General features: G+C 71.5%; 13 protein-coding genes and 2 pseudogenes. 7 read left to right on the top strand and 8 right to left on the bottom strand.

All coding sequences use genetic code 11. The annotated features are described in order from the left end of the window. The first annotated feature begins 410 nt into the window (after positions 1–410). On the top strand, positions 411–860 hold the full coding sequence (locus ABTZ58_RS29110) for a PTS sugar transporter subunit IIA (protein WP_094056410.1): 450 nt from the start codon (positions 411–413) through the stop codon (positions 858–860). Between the two features lie 78 nt (positions 861–938). Next, on the top strand, positions 939–2609 hold the full coding sequence (gene ptsP, locus ABTZ58_RS29105; RefSeq protein WP_351362884.1) for a phosphoenolpyruvate--protein phosphotransferase: 1671 nt from the start codon (positions 939–941) through the stop codon (positions 2607–2609). Between the two features lie 63 nt (positions 2610–2672). On the opposite strand, the gene ABTZ58_RS29100 is transcribed toward ptsP, so the two are convergent. Further along, on the bottom strand, positions 2673–3563 hold the full coding sequence (locus ABTZ58_RS29100) for a DUF8829 domain-containing protein (protein WP_351362881.1): 891 nt from the start codon (positions 3561–3563) through the stop codon (positions 2673–2675). Between the two features lie 165 nt (positions 3564–3728). Further along, positions 3729–5696 carry an acetoacetate--CoA ligase gene (locus tag ABTZ58_RS29095; RefSeq protein WP_351362879.1) on the bottom strand — a complete coding sequence of 656 codons (1968 nt, stop codon included), beginning with the start codon at positions 5694–5696 and terminating at the stop codon, positions 3729–3731. Positions 5697–5908: 212 nt separating this feature from the next. Between ABTZ58_RS29095 and ABTZ58_RS29090 the strand changes: the two genes are divergently transcribed. Continuing rightward, the gene (locus tag ABTZ58_RS29090; RefSeq protein WP_351362876.1) at positions 5909–8281 is read left to right on the top strand and encodes a glycoside hydrolase family 31 protein; all 2373 of its coding nucleotides are present in this window, start codon (positions 5909–5911) and stop codon (positions 8279–8281) included. Here ABTZ58_RS29090 and ABTZ58_RS29085 read toward each other — a convergent pair. Both ABTZ58_RS29085 and ABTZ58_RS29080 read right to left on the bottom strand, forming a co-directional pair. Further along, positions 8278–8811 (bottom strand): NUDIX domain-containing protein, encoded by a 534-nt coding sequence (locus ABTZ58_RS29085; RefSeq protein ID WP_351362873.1) that lies wholly within the window; start codon positions 8809–8811, stop codon positions 8278–8280. The two genes, ABTZ58_RS29090 and ABTZ58_RS29085, sit on opposite strands and share 4 nt — an antisense overlap. A 43-nt stretch (positions 8812–8854) precedes the next feature. Then, entirely contained in the window at positions 8855–9664 is an 810-nt protein-coding gene (locus tag ABTZ58_RS29080; RefSeq protein ID WP_351362870.1) for a M15 family metallopeptidase, read from the bottom strand. Positions 9665–9723: 59 nt separating this feature from the next. On the opposite strand from ABTZ58_RS29080, the pseudogene ABTZ58_RS29075 reads away from it, so the two are divergent. The 4 genes and pseudogenes from ABTZ58_RS29075 to glpK all read left to right on the top strand — a co-directional run. After that, positions 9724–9885, top strand: a pseudogene (locus ABTZ58_RS29075) (benzoylsuccinyl-CoA thiolase); the annotation flags it as partial. 116 nt (positions 9886–10001) lie between these two features. Next, positions 10002–10740 (top strand): annotated as a pseudogene (locus ABTZ58_RS29070) (diguanylate cyclase domain-containing protein); the annotation flags it as partial. A gap of 1203 nt (positions 10741–11943) precedes the next feature. After that, positions 11944–12741, top strand: a complete 798-nt coding sequence (locus tag ABTZ58_RS29065) for an MIP/aquaporin family protein (RefSeq protein WP_351362867.1) — start codon at positions 11944–11946, stop codon at positions 12739–12741. Between the two features lie 19 nt (positions 12742–12760). Further along, positions 12761–14278 (top strand): glycerol kinase GlpK, encoded by a 1518-nt coding sequence (gene glpK, locus ABTZ58_RS29060; protein WP_309096996.1) that lies wholly within the window; start codon positions 12761–12763, stop codon positions 14276–14278. Positions 14279–14363: 85 nt separating this feature from the next. On the opposite strand, the gene ABTZ58_RS29055 is transcribed toward glpK, so the two are convergent. The 4 genes from ABTZ58_RS29055 to ABTZ58_RS29040 form a co-directional block, all read right to left on the bottom strand. After that, positions 14364–14969, bottom strand: coding sequence for a GTP-binding protein (locus ABTZ58_RS29055; protein WP_351362864.1), 606 nt, complete (start codon positions 14967–14969; stop codon positions 14364–14366). 269 nt (positions 14970–15238) lie between these two features. Next, positions 15239–15634 carry a DUF742 domain-containing protein gene (locus tag ABTZ58_RS29050; RefSeq protein ID WP_351362862.1) on the bottom strand — a complete coding sequence of 132 codons (396 nt, stop codon included), beginning with the start codon at positions 15632–15634 and terminating at the stop codon, positions 15239–15241. A 9-nt stretch (positions 15635–15643) separates the two neighbouring features. Next, positions 15644–16078 (bottom strand): roadblock/LC7 domain-containing protein, encoded by a 435-nt coding sequence (locus ABTZ58_RS29045; RefSeq protein WP_351362860.1) that lies wholly within the window; start codon positions 16076–16078, stop codon positions 15644–15646. Further along, on the bottom strand, positions 16075–19275 hold the full coding sequence (locus ABTZ58_RS29040; protein ID WP_351362857.1) for a sensor histidine kinase: 3201 nt from the start codon (positions 19273–19275) through the stop codon (positions 16075–16077). Before ABTZ58_RS29040 ends, ABTZ58_RS29045 begins: the two co-directional genes overlap by 4 nt. Positions 19276–19619 lie beyond the last annotated feature (344 nt).

The raw sequence follows: 19619 nt of genomic DNA, 5'->3' as shown, positions 1-19619 counted from the left end.
CTGGCGTTGACTTTTGGCACGCTGTTGAGTTCTCAAGGAACGGTCGCTTCCTTTGTACTCACCCTCTCGGGCTTTCCTCCGGGCGCTTCCCTTCGTGTTCCAAACTCTATCAGTGTTTTTCCGGCCCTCTGACCACCGTCCTGCAGGCATGCAGAAGGGAACCCAGAGATAGGATCTGACAGGTTGGATGCTGCCGGGCCAGGACGCGAACTCGCGTCGGTCAGCCCCAAGCAGGAGTACGACTGTACACGCGGCCGCGGAGCGGGTGCAAATCCCTATGCGGTATGGTCTAGACCACTTCGGAGTGCCCACACGGAACCGGCACTTCAGGTGACATACGCTGCTGAACAGTGTGCCGTCCGTTACCTACAGGGACGGCCCTATCGATCTCCACCCCTGGGAGGCTTCCCATGACCACCGTGACGTCCCCGCTCGCCGGACGCGCCATCGGACTGGCAGCCGTGCCGGATCCGGTCTTCTCCCAGGCCATGGTCGGCCCGGGCACAGCCATCGACCCCGTACGTGAGCCCTCCGAGGCCGTCTCTCCCGTGGACGGCGTCATCGTCTCCCTGCACCCGCACGCGTTCGTCGTGGTCGACGAGAGCGGACACGGTGTGCTCACCCATCTCGGCATCGACACCGTGCAACTCAACGGCGAGGGCTTCGAGCTGCTGGTGAACAAAGGGGACACCGTCCGCCGCGGTCAGGGCATCGTGCGCTGGAACCCTGCCGCCGTCGAGGCCGCCGGCAAGTCCGCGGTCTGCCCGGTCGTGGCGCTGGAGGCCACGGCCGAGGCCCTCTCCGATCTTCGCGACAACGGCGATGTGAAGGCCGGTGACAGTCTCTTCCTCTGGAAGTGACGTCAGTGCCGTCGTATGACGGCGAGTACCACAACCAACGTGGCGGCGGGGCCCGCCGCACTATCGGAGACGGGTGAGATGGAGACAACGCTGCGAGGCGTCGGTGTCAGCCACGGTGTGGCGATCGGCGAGGTTCGGCACATGGGAACGGCGGTGCTCGAGCCGCCCGCGAAGCAGATTCCCGCGGAAGAGGCGGAGCGTGAACAGGGGCGCGCCCGCAAGGCCGTGGAGGCTGTGGCCGCCGACCTGATAGCGCGCGGCAATCTCGCGGGGGGCGAAGCTCAGGCGGTGCTCGAGGCGCAGGCCATGATGGCTCAGGATCCCGAGCTGATGGCCGACGTGGACCGCCGGATCGCCGTCGGCAGCACGGCCGAGCGTGGCGTGTACGACGCCTTCGCCTCGTACCGCGAGCTGCTGGCGAACGCCGGTGAGTACCTCGCGGGCCGCGTGGCCGACCTCGACGACGTGCGGAATCGCATCGTCGCCCGTCTGCTGGGGGTCCCCATGCCGGGCGTTCCCGACAGCGACGAGCCCTACGTTCTGGTCGCCCGTGACCTCGCGCCCGCCGACACGGCCTTGCTCGACCCGACTCTGGTGCTCGGCTTCGTCACCGAGGAGGGCGGTCCCACCAGCCATAGCGCAATCCTGGCGCGGGCGCTCGGTGTGCCGGCCGTGGTGGCGCTGCCGGGTGCCGGTGAGCTCGCGGAGGGCACGATGATCGCCGTTGACGGCAGCACGGGTGAGATCTTCGTGGAGCCGAGCGACGAAAAGAAGGCTCAGCTGGAGGCCGCGGCGGCTGAGCGACGGGCGGCGCTCGCGGCTTCGACGGGGCCCGGTGCCACGGCGGACGGGCACAAGGTGCCGCTGCTGGCGAACGTCGGCGGCCCTGCCGATGTGCCGGCCGCTGTCGAGGCCGGTGCCGAGGGTGTCGGCCTCTTCCGTACCGAGTTCCTCTTCTTGGACGACAGCAAGCAGGCGCCGTCCGAGGAGAAGCAGGTCGCCGCGTACCGGCAGGTGCTGGAGGCGTTCCCCGAGGGGCGTGTCGTGGTGCGGGTGCTGGACGCGGGTGCCGACAAGCCGCTCGACTTCCTGACACCGTCCGACGAGCCGAACCCGGCGCTGGGCGTGCGCGGTCTGCGGACCCTGCTCGATCACCCGGAGGTGCTGCGCACCCAGCTGACGGCGCTCGCCAGGGCCGCGGAGGGGCTGCCGGTCTACCTCGAGGTCATGGCCCCGATGGTTGCGGACCGTACCGATGCCCGGGCCTTCGCGGACGCGTGTCGTGAGGCGGGGCTGCGGGCGAAGTTCGGGGCGATGGTCGAGATCCCGTCGGCCGCGCTGCGGGCGCGGTCAATTCTGCAGGAGGTCGAGTTCCTGTCGCTGGGGACGAACGACCTCGCGCAGTACACCTTCGCCGCCGACCGTCAGGTGGGTGCGGTCTCCCGGCTGCAGGATCCGTGGCAGCCGGCGCTGCTCGACCTGGTGGCGCTGTCCGCCGAGGCGGCGAAGGCCGAGGGCAAGAGCTGTGGTGTCTGCGGTGAGGCCGCGTCCGATCCGCTGCTCGCGTGTGTGCTGACCGGTCTGGGCGTCACCTCTCTCTCCATGGGCGCGGCGTCGATCCCGTACGTGCGGGCGACGCTCGCGAAGTACACGCTGGCGCAGTGCGAGCGGGCCGCTGCGGCTGCGCGTGCGACGGACAGCGCCGAGGAGGCGCGGAGTGCGGCACAGGCGGTGCTCTCGGGTGAGTAGTTGGGCCGGCTGACGGCTGCCAGGGAGGGGCGCTCCACTGCGGTGGGGCGCCCCTCCGGCGTTTCAGTGGTTGTGACCCTGTGCGGGTTTCTCCTCCCCGAGGTCGGGCGGCCGGCAGTAGTCGACGTTGGATTCCGGGGAGATGAGGTCTCCGGATTCGATGTCGGTGCAGTAGGCGTCGAAGACCTCTCCGGCGGTGAGGGGGACGAGTCCGTAGGAGCGGAGCCGCCAGCCGTAGACGCGGTCGGGGGTGCCCGGGGCGCTGGTGCGGATGACGAGTCCGCCGGGGCTTTCGGTGGCCAGGCCGAGGGCCAGGACGGTGGTGAATTCGAGGGCTTCGGCCTCGTCGAGTTCCGGGGCCTCGCCGGTGTCGGTGGCGTGGAGGACGGCGATGAGGGTTTCGGGTTCTCCGGTGACGCTGCAGACGAGGTGCCGATTGCCGGGTGGTGCTGTGTCGAGGATGCGGGCGAGGAGGTGGGAGGCTCGCGTGAAGGCGGCTCGTCCGATGTCCTCGCCGCAGGTGGCGCAGGGGCCCAGGCGGGCGAGGAGTGTGGTCGCGTACTCCCAGGTGGCTTGCCGGACGGCCTCGTCGACCAGGGCCGCGAGGAGGTCGGCGAGCGGTTGGCCCTCGTACGGCAGGGTCGGGCCGGTCAGCGCGAGGTGTGCCGTGAAGCGCGTGCGGCTGGACGGGAGGTCGGGGTCCAGGCTTTCGCGGCGGCAGAAGTCCGCGTAGTCCTCGGGGTCGAAGAGGGCGACGGCGGTGTGGCTGCCTTGCAGGGCGCGTGTCCTGAGGAGGCCCTCGACCTGTTTGAGGTAGGTCTCGTGGTCGTCGAAGGCGAAGGTGCGGTAGCGCCGCATGGCCCTGAAGTCGTGCTCGTCGGTGAGCAGGCCGATGGTGCCGGCGATTTCGCGGCGCAGGACGCGTCGCATGGTCCGGCTGTCGGTGTGCGCCATGTGTTTCCCCCTGTGCACGGTCGATCAATGCTCACTCACAGTAACCGGCCGCACTGACAATCAGGTGAGGCGAGTGATCGCACGGTCGGGAGATGAACGAAGGCGCAGGTCACGGCCGCATCCGCGGTGACCTGCGCCTGCAGCGTCGGTGACGGGGAGTACGGGTCAGGCCCGTTTGCGGGCCAGGTCCTCGTAGAAGCCCAGCAGGTCGAGGTTGTCGATGGAGCCCGGGTTGACCGCCTTCTCCAAGGGGGTGCCTTGGAGAAGGCGCTTGACGGGGACCTCGATGCGCTTGCCGGTGAGGGTGTGCGGGATGCCGGGTACTTCGATGATCTCGTCGGGGAGATGGCGCGGTGACAGTTGTTCGCGGATGGTGCGCTTGATGCGGTCGAGCAGGTCTTCGTCGAGGGTGGCGCCAGGGGCCAGGTGCACGAAGAGGGGCATCCAGTAACCGCCGTCGGGCTGCTCGATGCCGATGACGAGGGATTCCTTGATCTCGGGGAGGCGCTCGACGGCTTCGTAGATGTCGGCGGATCCCATGCGGACGCCCTGGCGGTTGAGCGTGGAGTCGGAGCGGCCGTGGATGACGACGGAACCGCGTGAGGTGACGGTGATCCAGTCGCCGTGGCGCCATACGCCGGGGTAGGTGTCGAAGTAGCTGTCGTGGTAGCGGCTGCCGTCCGGGTCGTTCCAGAAGTGGATGGGCATCGAGGGCATGGGGTTGGTGACCACGAGTTCCCCGACCTCGTCGATCAGGGGCCGGCCGCTCGGGTCCCAGGACTGCAGGTCGGTGCCGAGGCAGGGGGCCTGGAGTTCGCCGACGTGGACGGGCAGGGTCGGTACGGCTCCGGCGAAGCAGGAGCAGACGTCGGTGCCGCCGCTGACGGAGGCGATCCAGAGGTCGTCGCGGACCTCGTCGTGGAGCCAGCGGAAGCCGTCGGGCGGCAGGGGCGAGCCGGTGGTGGCGACGCACTGGACGGAGGAGAGGTCGAAGTCGCGGGACGGGTGCACGCCGGCCTTGCGGCACGCCATGACGTAGGCGGCGGAGGTGCCGTAGAGGGTGGCCTTCGTGCGTTCGGCGATCCGCCACTGGGCGCCGGTGTCCGGGTAACCGGGGCTGCCGTCGTAGAGGACGATCGTGGTGCCGGTGAGGAGGCCGGAGACGAGGAAGTTCCACATCATCCAGCCGGTCGAGGTGTACCAGAAGAAGCGGTCGTCGGGGCCCAGGTCGCAGTGCAGGCCGAGTTGTTTGAGGTGCTCGACGAGGATGCCGCCCTGGGACTGGACGATGGCCTTGGGCAGGCCGGTCGTGCCGGAGGAGTAGAGCACCCACAGGGGGTGGTCGAAGGGCACCTGCTCGAAGACGGGGTCCGTGTCCGCGGAGGTCAGGGCCGACCAGTCCAGGGCGCCCTCGGGCGCGTCGGTGCCGAGGAGGGGGATGTGCACGACGGCGCGCAGGGTGGGCAGTTCGCGGCGCAGTTCGGCGACGATCTCGCGGCGGTCGTGTTCCTTGCCGCCGTAGCGGTAGCCGTCGACGGTGAAGAGCACGACGGGTTCGACCTGCTGGAAGCGGTCGAGGACGCTGCGCGCTCCGAAGTCGGGGGCGCAGGAGGTCCAGACGCCGCCGACGGCGGCTGTGGCGAGGAGGGCGACCACGGCCTGCGGGATGTTGGGGAGGTAGCCGCTGACGCGGTCGCCGGGGCGCACGCCCAGGGTGCGCAGTTCGGCGGCCAGGGAGCCGACCTGGCGGCGCAGTTCCGCCCAGGTGACGGGGCGTGGTTCGTGCGTCTCGTCGACGTGGAGGAGGGCGGGTTCACCGGCGCGGGTGTCGGCGGCGCGCAGGGCGTGTTCGGCGTAGTTGAGGGTCGCACCGGGGAACCACTGGGCGCCCGGCATCGCGCGGTCGCCGAGCACGCGCGCGTAGGGGGTCGAGAAGCGTACGTCGAACCACTCGGTGACGGCCGTCCAGAAGGCGTCCAGGTCGTCGACGGACCAGCGTTGCAGGGCCGCGTACCCTCCGTCGGCGGGGGCGCCGTGGTGCTCGGCGGCCCAGACCTGGAACCTGGTGATCCGTGCCCGTGCGATGCGCTCGGGGTCAGGCTGCCAGAGCGGCTGAGGACTTTCGGTCGACATGGTCGGCTCCCGGACTGTGCGCGTCGTGTGCGTCCTCCGCGCACGGGCTGGGGTGTGCGCGTGACGCGGCTGGGACGGACAATGCCATGTGATCGACTTCCACACCAGGGCGCGCCCCACATAGTCCGTGTCGTGAAGATGTGGTCTTGGCACGGGTGAACGGCAGTTGAACGACACGCTCTCGGGCGGCGTTCAGTGGCAGGGTGAGCAGCATGGACGGTCGTGACCTGGTGCGTTCGGTGAAAGCGGTGGCTTCGGTGGGGGCGGCGCAGGGTGTGCGTACCGTACGAGCAGCGTGGCGCAGGCGGCGGGCCGACGCCACCGGGCTGGCGGCGCGGGGAGCGGAGCGGGCGCGGGTGCCCGGGCCGGTGCGGGAGGTGGAGCCGGGGCCGGGGGGCGGTGTCGTCCGGTTCAGCCGGTCCGACCTGCGGATCCTCGTCGCGGTGAACGGTGCCGTCTTCTTGGGCTGGGACGGCGCGGAGCCCGAGCCGTCGTACGCGCTGGCCGGCCGCTGTCCCGAGCCGGATCCCCGGGCGGTGCTAGAGCCGGACAAGGACGGCGGCTGGCGTGTGGTGGCGGAGCGGGTGACGGTCGTGGTCTCGCGGCTCGGCGCCGTCGAGGTGTGCACGCCCGGCGGTGTGACGCTGCGGCGTGATCTGCCGCCGCGGTGGTGGGAACCGGTCGACGGCGGACCGGCGCGGTGGATGCAGCGGTCGGAGGTGGCCGCCGACGCGCGGTTCTTCGGGCTGGGCGGGCGGGCGTCGGGGCCGCGGCTGCCGGACGGCGCGTACCGGCTGTGGAACACCGACCCCGGTCATGCCTTCGGGCCCGGTGACGACCCGCTGTACATCACGATGCCGGTGCAGCTGGTGGTGGCCGACGGCGGTACGCATCTGGTGTTCCACGACAGCACGTGGGACGGCACGGTGATCCTGCGCGAGGGCGAGGAGGGCGCGGGGTCCGGGCACGACCGGGCCGGGACGAGCGAGCTGCGGATGGACGGCGGTCCCCTGCGCTGCTGGGTGATGGTGGGCACCCCCGCGCGCGTGCTGCTCGCCTGGGCGTCGCTCACGGGGGCTCCCGCACTGCCGCCCGGGTGGGCGCTGGGTCATCACCACGCGGGGTGGGGGTTCGGCTGTGAGCAGGAGGTGCGCCGGATCGTCGCGGGCTATGTGGAGCACGGTCTGCCGCTCGACGCGTTGCACCTCGACATCGATCACCTGGACGCGCATCAGGTGTTCACGGTCGACCAGGAGCGTTTCCCGAAGCTCAGCGTTCTGGCGGAGGAACTGCGGCGGGACGGGATCCGGCTGGTTTCGATCGTCGACCCCGCCGTCAAGGCCGTCCCCGGGAACGCCGTGTACGACGGCGGGACGGCTGAGGACGCGTTCGTGCGGGACGCCTCCGGGCAGGTCGTGGAGGGGGTCGTGTGGCCCGGGGAGGCGGTGTTCCCGGATTTCACGCACGCGCGCGTGCGTGAGTGGTGGGGCGGTCTCTACGAGGAGCGGCTCGCGCAGGGATTCGCGGGCTTCTGGCACGACATGAACGAGCCCACGTCCTTCACGGCCTTCGGGGAGTCGACTCTGCCCCGGTCCGCACGGCACGCCCTGGAGGGGCGGGGCGGAGACCACCGTGAGGCGCACAACGTGTACGCGTTGTGCATGGCCAGGGCGGGGTTCGAGGGGGTGCGGAGACTCGCCCCCGAGGAACGGCCGTTTCTGTTCTCGCGCTCCGGGTGGGCCGGGATGCAGCGCTACGGCGGGACGTGGTCGGGGGACGTGGCCACCGGCTGGCCCGGTCTGCGGGCGTCCCTGGCGCTGGTGCTGGGGCTCGGGTTGTGCGGCGTCCCGTACTCGGGTCCGGACATCGGGGGGTGCGACGGGGATCCGTCGCCCGAGCTGTATCTGCGGTGGTTCCAGCTGGGCTCCCTGCTGCCGCTGTTCCGCACGCACGCGACTGCGCGGGCGGGGCGGCGCGAGCCCTGGGAGTTCGGTCCCGAAGTGCTGGAGCACGCGCGCGTGGCGCTCATGCAGCGCCGCCGGCTGCTGCCGTACTTCGTGACGCTGGCGCATCTGGCGCGCCGTACCGGAGCGCCCTATGTGCGGCCGGTGTGGTGGACGGCGCCGGAGGACCGGGCGCTGCGCGACTGCGGGGACGCCTTCCTGCTGGGCGACTGCCTGCTGGTGGCGCCGGTGCTGGACCCGGGCGCGGACCGGCGCGTGGTGCGGCTGCCCCGGGGGCGCTGGTACGACACGATGACGGAGCGGGCGTACGAAGGGCCGGCACAGGTGCTCGTCGACGCGCCGCTGTCGCGGATCCCGGTGTTCGCGCGCGCGGGTGCCGTTCTTCCCGTCCGTGGGGAGGACGGCGGCCTTGAGCTGGAGGTGTGGGCGCCCGCCCGGGGACGGACCGGGAGCGGGCTGGTCGTGCCGGACGGGGGCGAGGGCTGGGACGAGCCGGAGATCGAGCGCTACACCGCTCGGTGGATGGGCGCGCGGGTGGTCGTCGAACGCGAGGGTGAGGACGGCGGGAGCGAGCCGCCTCACCCCGTGCGCGTCCGCGGGGCCGGGGAGCGCCGGGCCTAGTAGCGGCCTTCGAACCAGGCTCGTACGGCCACGGTGTGCAGGGGGAAGGCGAGTTCCTCGGGCCTGCGCAGGAGGTGCCAGCCCTCCGTCTCGTCCGTGGCGGCGGAGGGCGGCAGGCCCTCGGCCGGGCGTTCCGGGAGGAGACCGAAGAGCAGCAGGTGCCCGTCGGGTGAGCTCATGGCGTCGGCGAGGCGGACGTCGCGGCCGGCCGCGTCGATGCCGGTTTCCTCCTTGAGCTCCCGTACGACGGCCTGCCGCCAGTCCTCACGGTCGTCGATGTAGCCGCCGGGCAGGGCGATGCCCCCGCGCGCGGGAGCCACGGTTCGGGTGATGACCACAAGGGCGGTGCCCTTGGTGTCGTACACGGGCTGGAGGGCCACCGCGACCGGGAGGGGGTTGCGGTAGGCCACGGCGCCGCACGCCGGGCAGGTGCGGGGCCGGCCGGAGACGCCCTCTCCGTAGGGCGCGCCGCAGCTCGAACAGTGGGAGTCCGGCGCGGAGTTGGTAGTGGAGGCTTGAGTTTCGGACACGCGCGGACTGTAGCCGATCACGGAGAGGGCGTCGCGGGCGGGCTCAGTTCGGGCGCGTGAGCGACTTCCTGGACACCGGGAAGTCGAAGTAGGTGTCCGGGTAGGGCTCGGGCTTGAAGGTGTAGTGCCACCACTCCTCCGCGAGGTTCACGAACCCCTGGCGTTCGAGGGTGTTCTTGAGAAGCAGCCGGTTGGCGCGCTGGACGCCCTGGACGCGCGGGTCGAGGGTGTGCGAGAGGGTGTCGAAGCAGTCGAAGCCGGTCCCCATGTCGACCGAGTTGTCGGGGAATCGCTCGCCCTGCGGTGCGAAGCACGGCACGAGAGGTTCTCCGGGACGGTAGGGCCGGGTCGGCTTCGCCGGCAGGCGGACGAGGGTGACGTCGAGGGTGGATCCACGGCTGTGACCGGACTTCTCGGCGATGTAGCCGTCGGTGAACAGCCGGGTCTTGTCGACGTTCGGGTAGAACTCGCCCTTCATCGCCTGGTCGTCGAGGTCCTCCGCCCAGCGGACGAAGTGGTTCACCGCGCGCTGCGGCCGGTAGCAGTCGTACACCTTGAGTGTGTGGCCCTGGCGGAGGAGCTTCCGTTGCGCCCGGTGGAGGGCGTCGGCCGCGGGGCGGGTGAGGATGCAGGTGGGCTGGACGTAGCCGTCGATGCGCTCGCCGACGAAGTTGTGCGGCGTGAAGTAGCGCATCTCCTGGAGGATCGTCGGGTCCACGCTGCTCAACGCCACGAAGTCCTGAGGCGCTTTGGGCTCGGTCTTCGCCTGGGCGGACGCGGTGGGGACGGTCGCCGTCAGCAACGCGGCGAGCGTGGTGAGCAGGCCGCGTGCCACGGTGGTGAGTCGTGTCATGCCTCCTGCGTCTATCAGGACTGGGCCGCACCGGGGAAGCGCGGTGCGGCAACCGACCGACCGATCCGGAACTTCCGTGTGAAACGTGCGCGTTGATCGCTGTGGAGCCGGCGGCCGAGTGGATGGTGGTGCTCTGTCAGGCCGCTCCCGTTGTCGCCGTCGCGGACCTGGCGGTGGGCATGGAGGTGGAGGTGGTGGAGGTCGTCCCGGGCGTGCTGCACGGGGAGCGAGGCGCTGAACCCCCGTGCCCGCTACTGCGACCCTGTGACGGCGGAACAAGGTCGCGGCCTCGGCCGTCGTCGCCGATCCGCTGCGCCTGCTCGACATCGCGCGACGTGCCCTGTACGCCGACCGGCCCGCGGCCAGGCTCGGGGGACGCGCCCCGGACGGTGGGCGTCGACGCCACGGCCTGGGAGGTGCTGGACGTGGTGGCGGTCGGCGGGCGGGACCGTACCTCGGACGACGTGGCCGTGGTGGACGCGTACGGGCGGTGTGTGGGCGTCGTCCGGCTCGCGGATCTCGTGCGCGCCCTGGCGGAGACGCGGGTGGAGGAAGCGGCCGGGCTGAACCCGCTGACGCGGCCGCCCGGCTCGGACGCGATCACCGGCGAGGTGGACCGGCGCATCGCGGCGGGGCGGCCGTTCGCCCTGAGCTGGCTGGACGTCGACCACTTCAAGCGGGTCGACGACGGAGCGGGGTTCGCCGCCGGAGAGGAACTGATCCGGGCGGTGGGGCGGGCGCTGCAGCAGGCCGCGACGGGTAGCAAGCGCGTGGGGCACATCGGCGGGGACGACTTCCTGGTCCTCGCGGACGCGGAGAGCCTTGATCCGCCGGCCGCCACCGTGCTGGACGCGCCGTGGTCGGCGGGGGGGCCGGTCGCTCACGCTGTCGCTCGCTCCGGTGCTGTGCGCGCCGGGCAGCGTGACGGACCACCGGGAGGCGGCGGCGTATCTGGCACCGCTGAAGAAGGCGGCGAAGGCGTTGGGCGGGGCGAGCTGGGTCCTGGGCCGGGCGGGGGTGCCGACCATGAGGCCCGCCGGGGGGTGGCGCCGGCGGAGTGTGTCGGGGCGGAGCCGGGAGGGCGTCAGCGGAGCTGCGGGGTGCGCGGGGTGGAGCGTGACGTGCGGGATGGGTCCGGCCGGAGGCACGGCTCATCCACAGCGGCCCGTTCCCCGGCCGAGGCCGTGCCGGGTCAGCGCCGTGGCCGGCCGGGTGTCCGGTCAGCGCCGCGGCGGGCCGGGTGTCGGTGCGAGGCCGGGCAGGGCAAGGCGGCGCAGGGCTGCACAGATCTGCGCACGGCTGCGCGAGGCAGGGCAGCGCGGGCCTCCCGACGGAGCGGGGGACGCCCCCGTGGCGCCAGTCGGTCCGTATCCCGCCTGACCTGCCGGGCTCGCCCTGCGACTGCGACATTCGGGCCCGCCCCGTCACCGCGCTCATGCAGGCCGGCCCTGCGGCGGCGCTCGTCCAGGCCCACCCCCGTGACCGCGCTCATCCAGGCCCCCCGTGACCACGCACATCCAGGCCCCCCGTGATCACGCACATCCAGGCCCACGGTGACGCCCTCATCCAAGCACCCGCCCCGAGACGGGGCTCGTCCAGGCCCACCCCGTGGCCGCCCTCATCCAAGCGCCCGCCCCGAGACCGCGATCGGCCAAACCCGCCCCGAGACCGTGCCCCCGTGGGCCGGTGAGCCTCCCGCTCAGGCCCTCGTATCGCGGCCCGCGACGGGAATCGGTTCGTCCGGTTGAGAAGTTGGCAGGTCAGGTAGATCCTGGACACTAGGAAACCGGGTGTCGGGGACGGCTGAACGATCGCCGACGGCGAGGTTCGGTACGAACCGGGCACCCGGTGGAGGCCGGACACCATCCGCCAGGCCTCGCGCGACTCACCGGTGCGCGCGGGTCCGACCAGATCTGAACAACGACCCACCGGGCGCCGCCACGGCCGTGCAACCGGCCCCGGCCCGGCAGGAGCCCGGCGACCGTCACATGGCCGTCAACCGTTGCGGTCGGCGACCTTGACGCCTTTGGGGTGCCGGTGAACACTTCCGGTGTCAGTCGACATCGCCGTACATAATCGGCGTATTCCGGCACTGCGGCGCGCGGGCGCGCCTGCGTCAAGGCCCCTTCCCCACAGGCGAGTCGGCTGCGACGGCACGCTCGTCACGGATGCCGGGCGGGGCGCGGCCCTCCCTGCCTTCGGCTGAAGTAGCCATGGGAAACGCACCCTGCACGTGAGGCCCGGGGCGGACCGCCCCGGGCCACGGCCTAGGAGCCGCCATGAGTAACGGAGACATATTCTTCGGCGAGTTGATCGGCACGGCGATCCTGATCCTGTTCGGCGCCGGAGTGTGCGCCGCCGTCACCCTCAGGTTCTCGAAGGCGCAGGCCTCCGGATGGATCGTGATCGCGTTCGGCTGGGGTTTCGCGGTGCTGGCCGGCGCTTACACCGCCGCTCCCCTCTCCGGGGGACACCTCAACCCGGCCGTCACGTTGGGCCTCGCCGTCGACACCGGGGTGTGGGACAAGGTCTGGGTGTACATCCTGGGGCAGATGGCCGGTGCCATGCTCGGGGCCGTGCTGGCCTACCTGGTGTACTTCGCCCAGTTCCAGGCCAACACGCGCAAGGGCGGCACGACCGAGGGAACGCTCGACGAACCGGTCCCGACGCTGGGCATCTTCTCCACGATCCCCGAGATCCGGAACCCGGTCGCCAACCTGATCACCGAGATCCTCGCGACCATCGCGCTGGTGCTGCCCCTGCTGGCCCTGGTCGGCAACAACCGGCACGTGGAGGGCATCGGCATCGGGCAGATCGCGGGTCAGGGGGAAGGCATCTACGGATCCGGCATCGTGATCCTGCTGGTCGCGCTCCTGGTCGTCGGCATCGGTCTGTCCCTGGGTGGTCCCACCGGCTACGCCATCAACCCGGCACGTGACCTCGGACCGCGCATCATCCACTCCGTCCTGCCGATCCCGAACAAGGGCGCGTCCGACTGGGGCTACTCGTGGATCCCCGTCGTCGGACCGTTGATCGGCGGATTGCTGGGTGGCGTCATCTACAACGCAGCCTTCTGAACGAGCCCGAGGGGTAGTCATGACGGACAACGCCGAGAAGTACGTCGCGGCCATCGACCAGGGCACCACGTCGAGCCGCTGCATCGTTTTCAACCAGGACGGCGCGATCGTCGCCGTCGACCAGCGCGAGCACCGCCAGATCTTTCCCAAGCCGGGCTGGGTGGAGCACGACGCCACCGAGATCTGGTCCAAGACGCAGGCGGTCGTGGCCGGCGCGCTGGCCAAGGCCGGTCTGCGGGCCGACCAGCTGAGCGCGATGGGCATCACCAACCAGCGCGAGACGACGCTGCTGTGGGACCGTGCGACGGGCAAGCCGGTGCACAACGCCATCGTCTGGCAGGACACACGGACGGCGTCGCTGTGCAACCAGCTGGGCGGCTCGGACGGGCAGGACCGTTTCCGCGAACAGACGGGGCTGCCGCTGGCCACGTACTTCTCCGGGCCCAAGGCGGCCTGGCTGCTCGACAACGTGCCCGATCTGCGCGCGCGGGCCGAACGCGGTGAGATCGCCTTCGGCACGATGGACTCCTGGCTCATCTGGAACCTCACCGGCGGTACGGACGGCGGGCAGCACGTCACGGACGTGACCAACGCCGGGCGCACCATGCTGATGAACCTGGAGACCCTCCAGTGGGACTCGTCGATCTGCTCGGCGATGAACATCCCCGAGGCCATGCTGCCCGAGATCAAGTCCTCGGCGGAGGTGTACGGCACCGCCGTCGGTCAGCTCTCCGGCGTGCCCGTGGCCTCGGCGCTGGGCGACCAGCAGGCCGCCGTGTTCGGTCAGGCCTGCTACGACGTGGGCACCGCGAAGAACACCTACGGCACGGGAAGCTTCCTGCTGCTCAACACGGGCGACCGGCCGGTGACGTCCAAGAGCGGTCTGCTGACGACGATGGGATACAAGATCGGCGGTGAGGCGCCGGTCTACTGCCTGGAGGGTTCGATAGCGATCACCGGCGCGCTGGTGCAGTGGTTCCGCGACCAGCTCGGCATCATCCGCACCGCCGACGAGATCGAGCCCCTGGCGGCGAGCGTGGAGGACAACGGCGGCGCCTACATCGTGCCGGCGTTCTCGGGTCTGTTCGCGCCGTACTGGCGCTCCGACGCGCGCGGTGTGGTCACCGGCCTCACCCGGTACGTCACCAAGGCGCACCTCGCGCGCGCGGTGCTGGAGGCTACGAGCTGGCAGACGCGCGAGGTAGTGGACGCCATGTACCAGGACTCCGGGGTACGGATCACCACCCTGAAGGTCGACGGCGGCATGACGAAGAACAACCTGCTCATGCAGCACCAGGCGGACGTGCTCGACGTTCCCGTGGTGCGGCCGAAGGTCTCCGAGACGACCTGTCTGGGCGCCGCCTACGCGGCCGGACTGGCCACCGGCGTCTGGAACGACCTGGACGAACTCAAGGCCCACTGGCAGAAGGACGTCGAGTGGACACCGTCCATGGAGGCGTCGGTGCGGGACCGCGAGTACCACAACTGGCGCAAGGCCGTGGAGAAGAGCTTCGGCTGGGAGGAGGGCGACAGCTGACCACGCGCGCGTGGAGCGGCTCCTCGTACCGCGGCCCGTACCCCTGTCGGCGGGGGTACGGGCCGCGCCCGCGTCCCCGGGGACGTCAGTTGGTCACCGTCTGGCGGCGGTCGGCCGCGTAGGCCATCGCGTGCTCCACGACGCCGATGAGGGCCTCCTTGACCGACTCGCGGTCACGGGCGTCACACATCAGGAGCGGTACGCCGGCGTCGAGGTCGAGAGCCTGGCGGACGTCCTCGACGGGGTAACGCGGGGCTCCCTCGAAGCAGTTGACGCCGACGAGGAAGGGTATCGAGCGTCGTTCGAAGTAGTCGACGGCGGCGAAGCAGTCCTCCAGGCGGCGGGTGTCGGCCAGCACGACGGCTCCGAGCGCGCCCTCGGAGAGCTCGTCCCACATGAACCAGAACCGTTCCTGCCCGGGTGTGCCGAAGAGGTAGAGCACCAGGTCCTCGCGCAGGGTGATGCGGCCGAAGTCCATGGCCACGGTCGTGGTGTGCTTGCTCTCCACGCCGCTGAGGTCGTCGACCGGGCGCCCGGCCTCGGTGAGCAGTTCCTCGGTGCGCAGCGGCCTGATCTCGCTGACCGCGCCGACGAGCGTGGTCTTGCCCACGCCGAAGCCGCCGGCCACCAGGATCTTGAGCGTGACGGGCTCGACCGGAGGCTTGCCGCGCTCAGAACGCCCGAAGATCATCGGTCTCTTCTCCTGCTTGATGGGGGTCGGGCGACGGCGGTCCGTAGCCTCCGCCGCCGGGGTTGCGATGACGCGTGGGGCCGAGGGGGCCGGCCGTGCGTGTGCGGACGTCCCGGACCGCCGCGGGCGCAGCGTGCCGGATGGTCCGGTGAGGGCTCGTGCGGCAGGGGCCGGCCGTCCGGGCGCCGCGCGACGACGCCGGTGAAGGTGCCGCCTCGATCGGCCCGGAGCTGCCGGCCAGTCACGTCAGTACCCCGCCTTCACGCTGATCACAGCGCCCGGAGGCCGTTGATGACGTCGCGCAGAATACTCTCGTCCGGCAGCTCGGCAGGGGGCACGGGCCGGTTCACGTGGACGAACTCGGCGTCCACGAGATCTCCGACGAGGACCCGTACCACCCCGATCGGCAGATCGAGTTCCGCTGCGAGTTCGGCGACCGACTGCGGGTCTTCACGGCACAGTTCGACGATGTGCACGTGCTCCGGGGAGAGCATGTGGTCCGCCTCGGCGTCGTCCGCGTGCGGTTCGGCGACCACGACCGCGATCAGGTCCAGGCGGTGCTGGCCCTGGCTGCTGGTGCGGCCGCGCGTCATGGCGTACGGACGGACGACCGGCCCGGCCTCGTCGTCGAACCAGTGGCTTCTTCCCTGACCGTCAGCGCTCATGCCATCCCACTACCCGCCTGCGGGCAGGTCGGTGCGCGGAGCGGCGGCCAGATGCACACCGACCCGCTTGACGAGGAGCGTCATCTCGTAGGCGACCTGGCCGACGTCGGAGTCGGCGTCCGAGAGGACCGCGAGGCAGCTGCCGTCGCCAGCGGCGGTCACGAACAGGAAGGCGTCGTCGAGTTCGACGACCGTCTGGCGGACGTTGCCGGCTTCGAAGTGGCGCCCCACGCCCTTGGCGAGACTGTGGAACCCTGAGGCGACGGCGGCGAGGTGCTCGCTGTCCTCTCTGGTCAGGTCCCTGGACACGCCCGTCGGCAAGCCGTCGCCGGAGAGCACGAGGGCCTTGCGGATGCTCGCGACGCGGTCCACCAGGTCGTCGAGGAGCCAGTTCAGCTCCCCCTTGCTGTCCGCGGTGTGGCCGGTCGCCTTCGGTGCGGTCATCGACCGTCCCCCTCTGTCGTTCCTTGTGGTGCTGTGCCGCTGTGGGCGGCATCGCCCGCGGCGTTCTCCCTACGGCCGCGCTGCCAGCCGCGCTGGAGCGAAGCCATGCGGCTGCGTACTTCCTCGGCGTCCCGCTCGGCGGGCTCGGTCCGGTCCTCGGTACGTGGATCGGGTCCCCGCTTGAGCTGGGGGGCCAGATTGGCCTGCCGGACACGCCGGGGCAGCGGCGCGGTGCCGGCGCCCTCCTCGCCCAGCCGTGCGGTGTCGCCCGGCCGTGCTGTGTCTGCCGGCCGTGCGACGCCGTCTCCCGGCCGTGCGGTGCCGTCGCCCCGCCGTGCGGTGCCGCGTCCGGCGGCCTGCGACGGGGTGCCGGACTCGCCGGGCAGGGCGCCGGTGCCCGCTGCGGGGCGCGTGGGTCCGCCGGTGCCCTCCGGCGGCGGGCCGGAGTGGCGGTCGGATCCGTCGGGACCGTCGGGGCCACTGGAGGCGATCTCCGCGCGGCGGGTCCTACGGGACAGGGCGGACGACTCCCCGGGACTGCCGAAGGCGCCGCCGGACGAGCCCGGCGACTGCCCGCGGTCCTCGTCCCGGCCGGCCGCACCGATGCCCCGGGCGGGGGACTCGGTCCCCCGACGGCGAGCCGGGAGCGGTGGGGGCGTGCCCGGCTGGGTCTCGTCGCGCCGGCTGCCGGCCGGGGAACCCTCGGTGCGGCGCCGGGCCGGGAGCGCGGACGCGGGCTCAGGCCCGGTCCGGCCCGTGGGACGGCCACCGGCGGCGTCCTCGCCGCGGCGGCGCGCCGGGAGTGCGGCCGTGGGCCCGGTTTCGGCTCGGCCGGTGCCCGTGCTCTCCTCGTCGGCCCTGCCCCGCCGGGGGCGGTGCTCGGTGACCGGGCGGCCGTGCGAGCTGACCAGCTTGGGGGTGTGGCGGCGGGGCAGCGGGACCGGGGCGCTCAGCCCGTCCCCGGCGTCGGCGCGCTGCGCGGCGCCGGGCGCGTCGGCTGCCTGCTGGTGCGCATCGGTGCGGCGGCCGGCGGTCTCGTCCTGGGCGCGGGTGAGGGAGTGACGGGGGCGGAAGAGGCCGCCGTGTTCGCTGTCCTCGCCCTCGATGGCGTCCGGGAAGTCGTCGATGGCGTCCAGGTCGACGGGGGCCTCCAGCTCGACCGGTCCGTCCAGCAGCGAGGCGGGCAGGCCGGGACGTGCTGCGGGCGCCTTGGACAGGGCGGTGCGGCGGCCCTCCTGCGGCCCGGTGTCGTGAGCCGTCAGCTGCGGGCGGTCGAGCCGGAAGCCGATGCCGTTCGTGTCGGGCGCGTCGTCCGTGAGCAGGGCGTCGGGGATGAACACGACGGCGGTCGTGCCGCCGTACGGGGAGGGCTGCAGGGAGACCCGGACGTTCTGCCGCTGGGCGAGGCGGCTGACCACGAACAGGCCGAGGCGGTCGGTGTCGGACAGTTCGAAGTCCGGCGTCTCGGCGAGCCGGAGGTTGGCGTCGAGCAGCGCCTCGGCCGCCATGCCCAGACCGCGGTCGTGGATCTCCAGGGTGAAGCCGTTGGCGACGCGCTCGCCCAGGACCTGGACAGCGGTGTGCGGCGGGGAGAAGACCGTGGCGTTCTCCAGCAGTTCGGCCACGAGGTGCGTGAGGTCGGCGACGGCCGGGCCGGTCACGGCGATCCGCGGAAGGCGGCGGACCTCGATGCGCTCGTAGTCCTCGACCTCGGCGACGGCGGCGCGGACCACGTCCATGAGCTGGACGGGCTTGCGCCACTGGCGGGAGGGCGCGGCGCCGGAGAGGATCACGAGGCCTTCGGCGTGCCGGCGCATACGGGTGGTCAGGTGGTCGAGGCGGAACAGGTCGGCGAGTTCCTCGGTGTCCTCGGTCCTGCGCTCCATGGCGTCGAGCAGGGTGAGCTGCTTGTGCAGCAGGACCTGGCTGCGGCGCGCGAGGTTGACGAAGACCTCGGAGACGCCGGCGCGCAGTTCGGCCTGTTTGACGGCGGCCTCGACGGCGGCGCGCTGCAGGGTGTTGAGTGCCTGGCCGACCTCGCCCATCTCGTTCTTGTCGTACTCCAGGCGCGGCACCTCGGTCTCGACGTCGACCTGTTCGCCTGCGGACAGGCGGCGCATCACGCTGGGCAGCCGCACCCCGGACGCCTCGTGGGCCTCCAGGCGCAGTTGCCTCAGGTCCCGGATGAGGGTGCGGCCCACGCGCACGGACAGGAAGAGGGAGACCAGCAGGGCGATCAGGCCGAGGGCGCCGGCGATGACGGCCTTGGCGATGACGCCCACGGCCACGGGGTGGACGCGGTCCTGGTAGCGGTCGTTGGCCTGGTCGTTGAGGGTGCCGAGTTCGTCGAGCACGTTGCCTGCCGCGCTGTCCCAGCTCTTGGCGGTGACGCCGCGGGGCGTCCCGGCCCCCGAGTCGAGGGCCGCTTCCTCGGCCACGCGCAGCGGTGCGGAGGAGGCGTTCTTCCAGAAGGTCTGGTAGCGGTCGCGCTCGGCGACGGGCAGCAGTTGCAGGTTGACGTCGTACATCAGCGTGCGCTGGGCCACGAGGTCGGAGATGTCGCGCTCTTCGGAGTGGGTGATCCGGCCGACGATCAGAGCGGAGCCGAGGAGGGCGTCCTCGCGGGAGAGCAGTTCACGGGCGCGGGCGAGGTTGACCAGCGCGCGGTACTGCTTGTCGAGCTCGACGTTGTCGACCACGTGCAGGTTGGCGAGGAGCACGTAGCACGGGTCGACGAGCCGGTTGTAGAGGTCGAGGGCCTGGGAGCGGTTGACGGTGCCGTCCTCGACGCTGCGGCGCAGCGACTCTATGCCCTCGAAGGCGTCCAGGACGGCGGTCAGCCGCTCGTCGGTGGCCTCGCCCATCGCGTCGCGCACATCCGGGTTCCTGGCGTTGCGGCGGATGCCGCCCACGGCCTCGTCGGTGGCGGTGCGGCTGCGCCGGAGCGCGGCGAGACCGTCGGAGGCGCGGGGGTCGGCGAGGTAGACCAGGGTCTGGCGGCGTTCCTCCTGGAGGACGCGGACGGTGTCCTCGATCGGGTAGCCGATCTTCTCCACGACGGTCGACACGTTGAACAGGTCGGCCGCCTCACGCCCCGTGAGCACGGTGGCGAAGGACCAGATCGCGGTCAGGGAAACCAGCGGCACGAGAAGCAGCGCCACGATCTTCCGGCGGATGGACTTCCCGCGAAAGCGCATGGCCTCCCCCAGCTCGGGCCCCCCGGGGCTACCGGGGGTACACGTGTGCGTCAACAAACGGCGCGAGCCTACTACCGACGCACAGGGAACTCGAAGACCGGGCCTGAGGCCGAACTTCCGCGCCAGCGACGAGGCATGCCGAGTTGTCCGGGCATTGCGGGAGTTGTCTCCCCGAAACCGATGGTGACAGTGCCGGGTCTCCATCGGGGCCGACCAAGGCGGTTGGCCGAATTTTTTCGTTTCCCGGGAATCTTCGTGACGCGTCGTTCGTACTTCACTACGGGAAACGGGGGCGGAATCGGCAACAGGAGCCGCATCCTGCACCCGGGCGGCGTAAAACAGCG

Origin of the sequence: Streptomyces sp. NPDC094143 (assembly GCF_040303825.1) — a bacterium.
Lineage (GTDB): Bacteria > Actinomycetota > Actinomycetes > Streptomycetales > Streptomycetaceae > Streptomyces.
The sequence above is the reverse complement of the archived record's forward strand: the minus strand, read 5'-3'. Positions and strand labels throughout refer to the sequence as shown.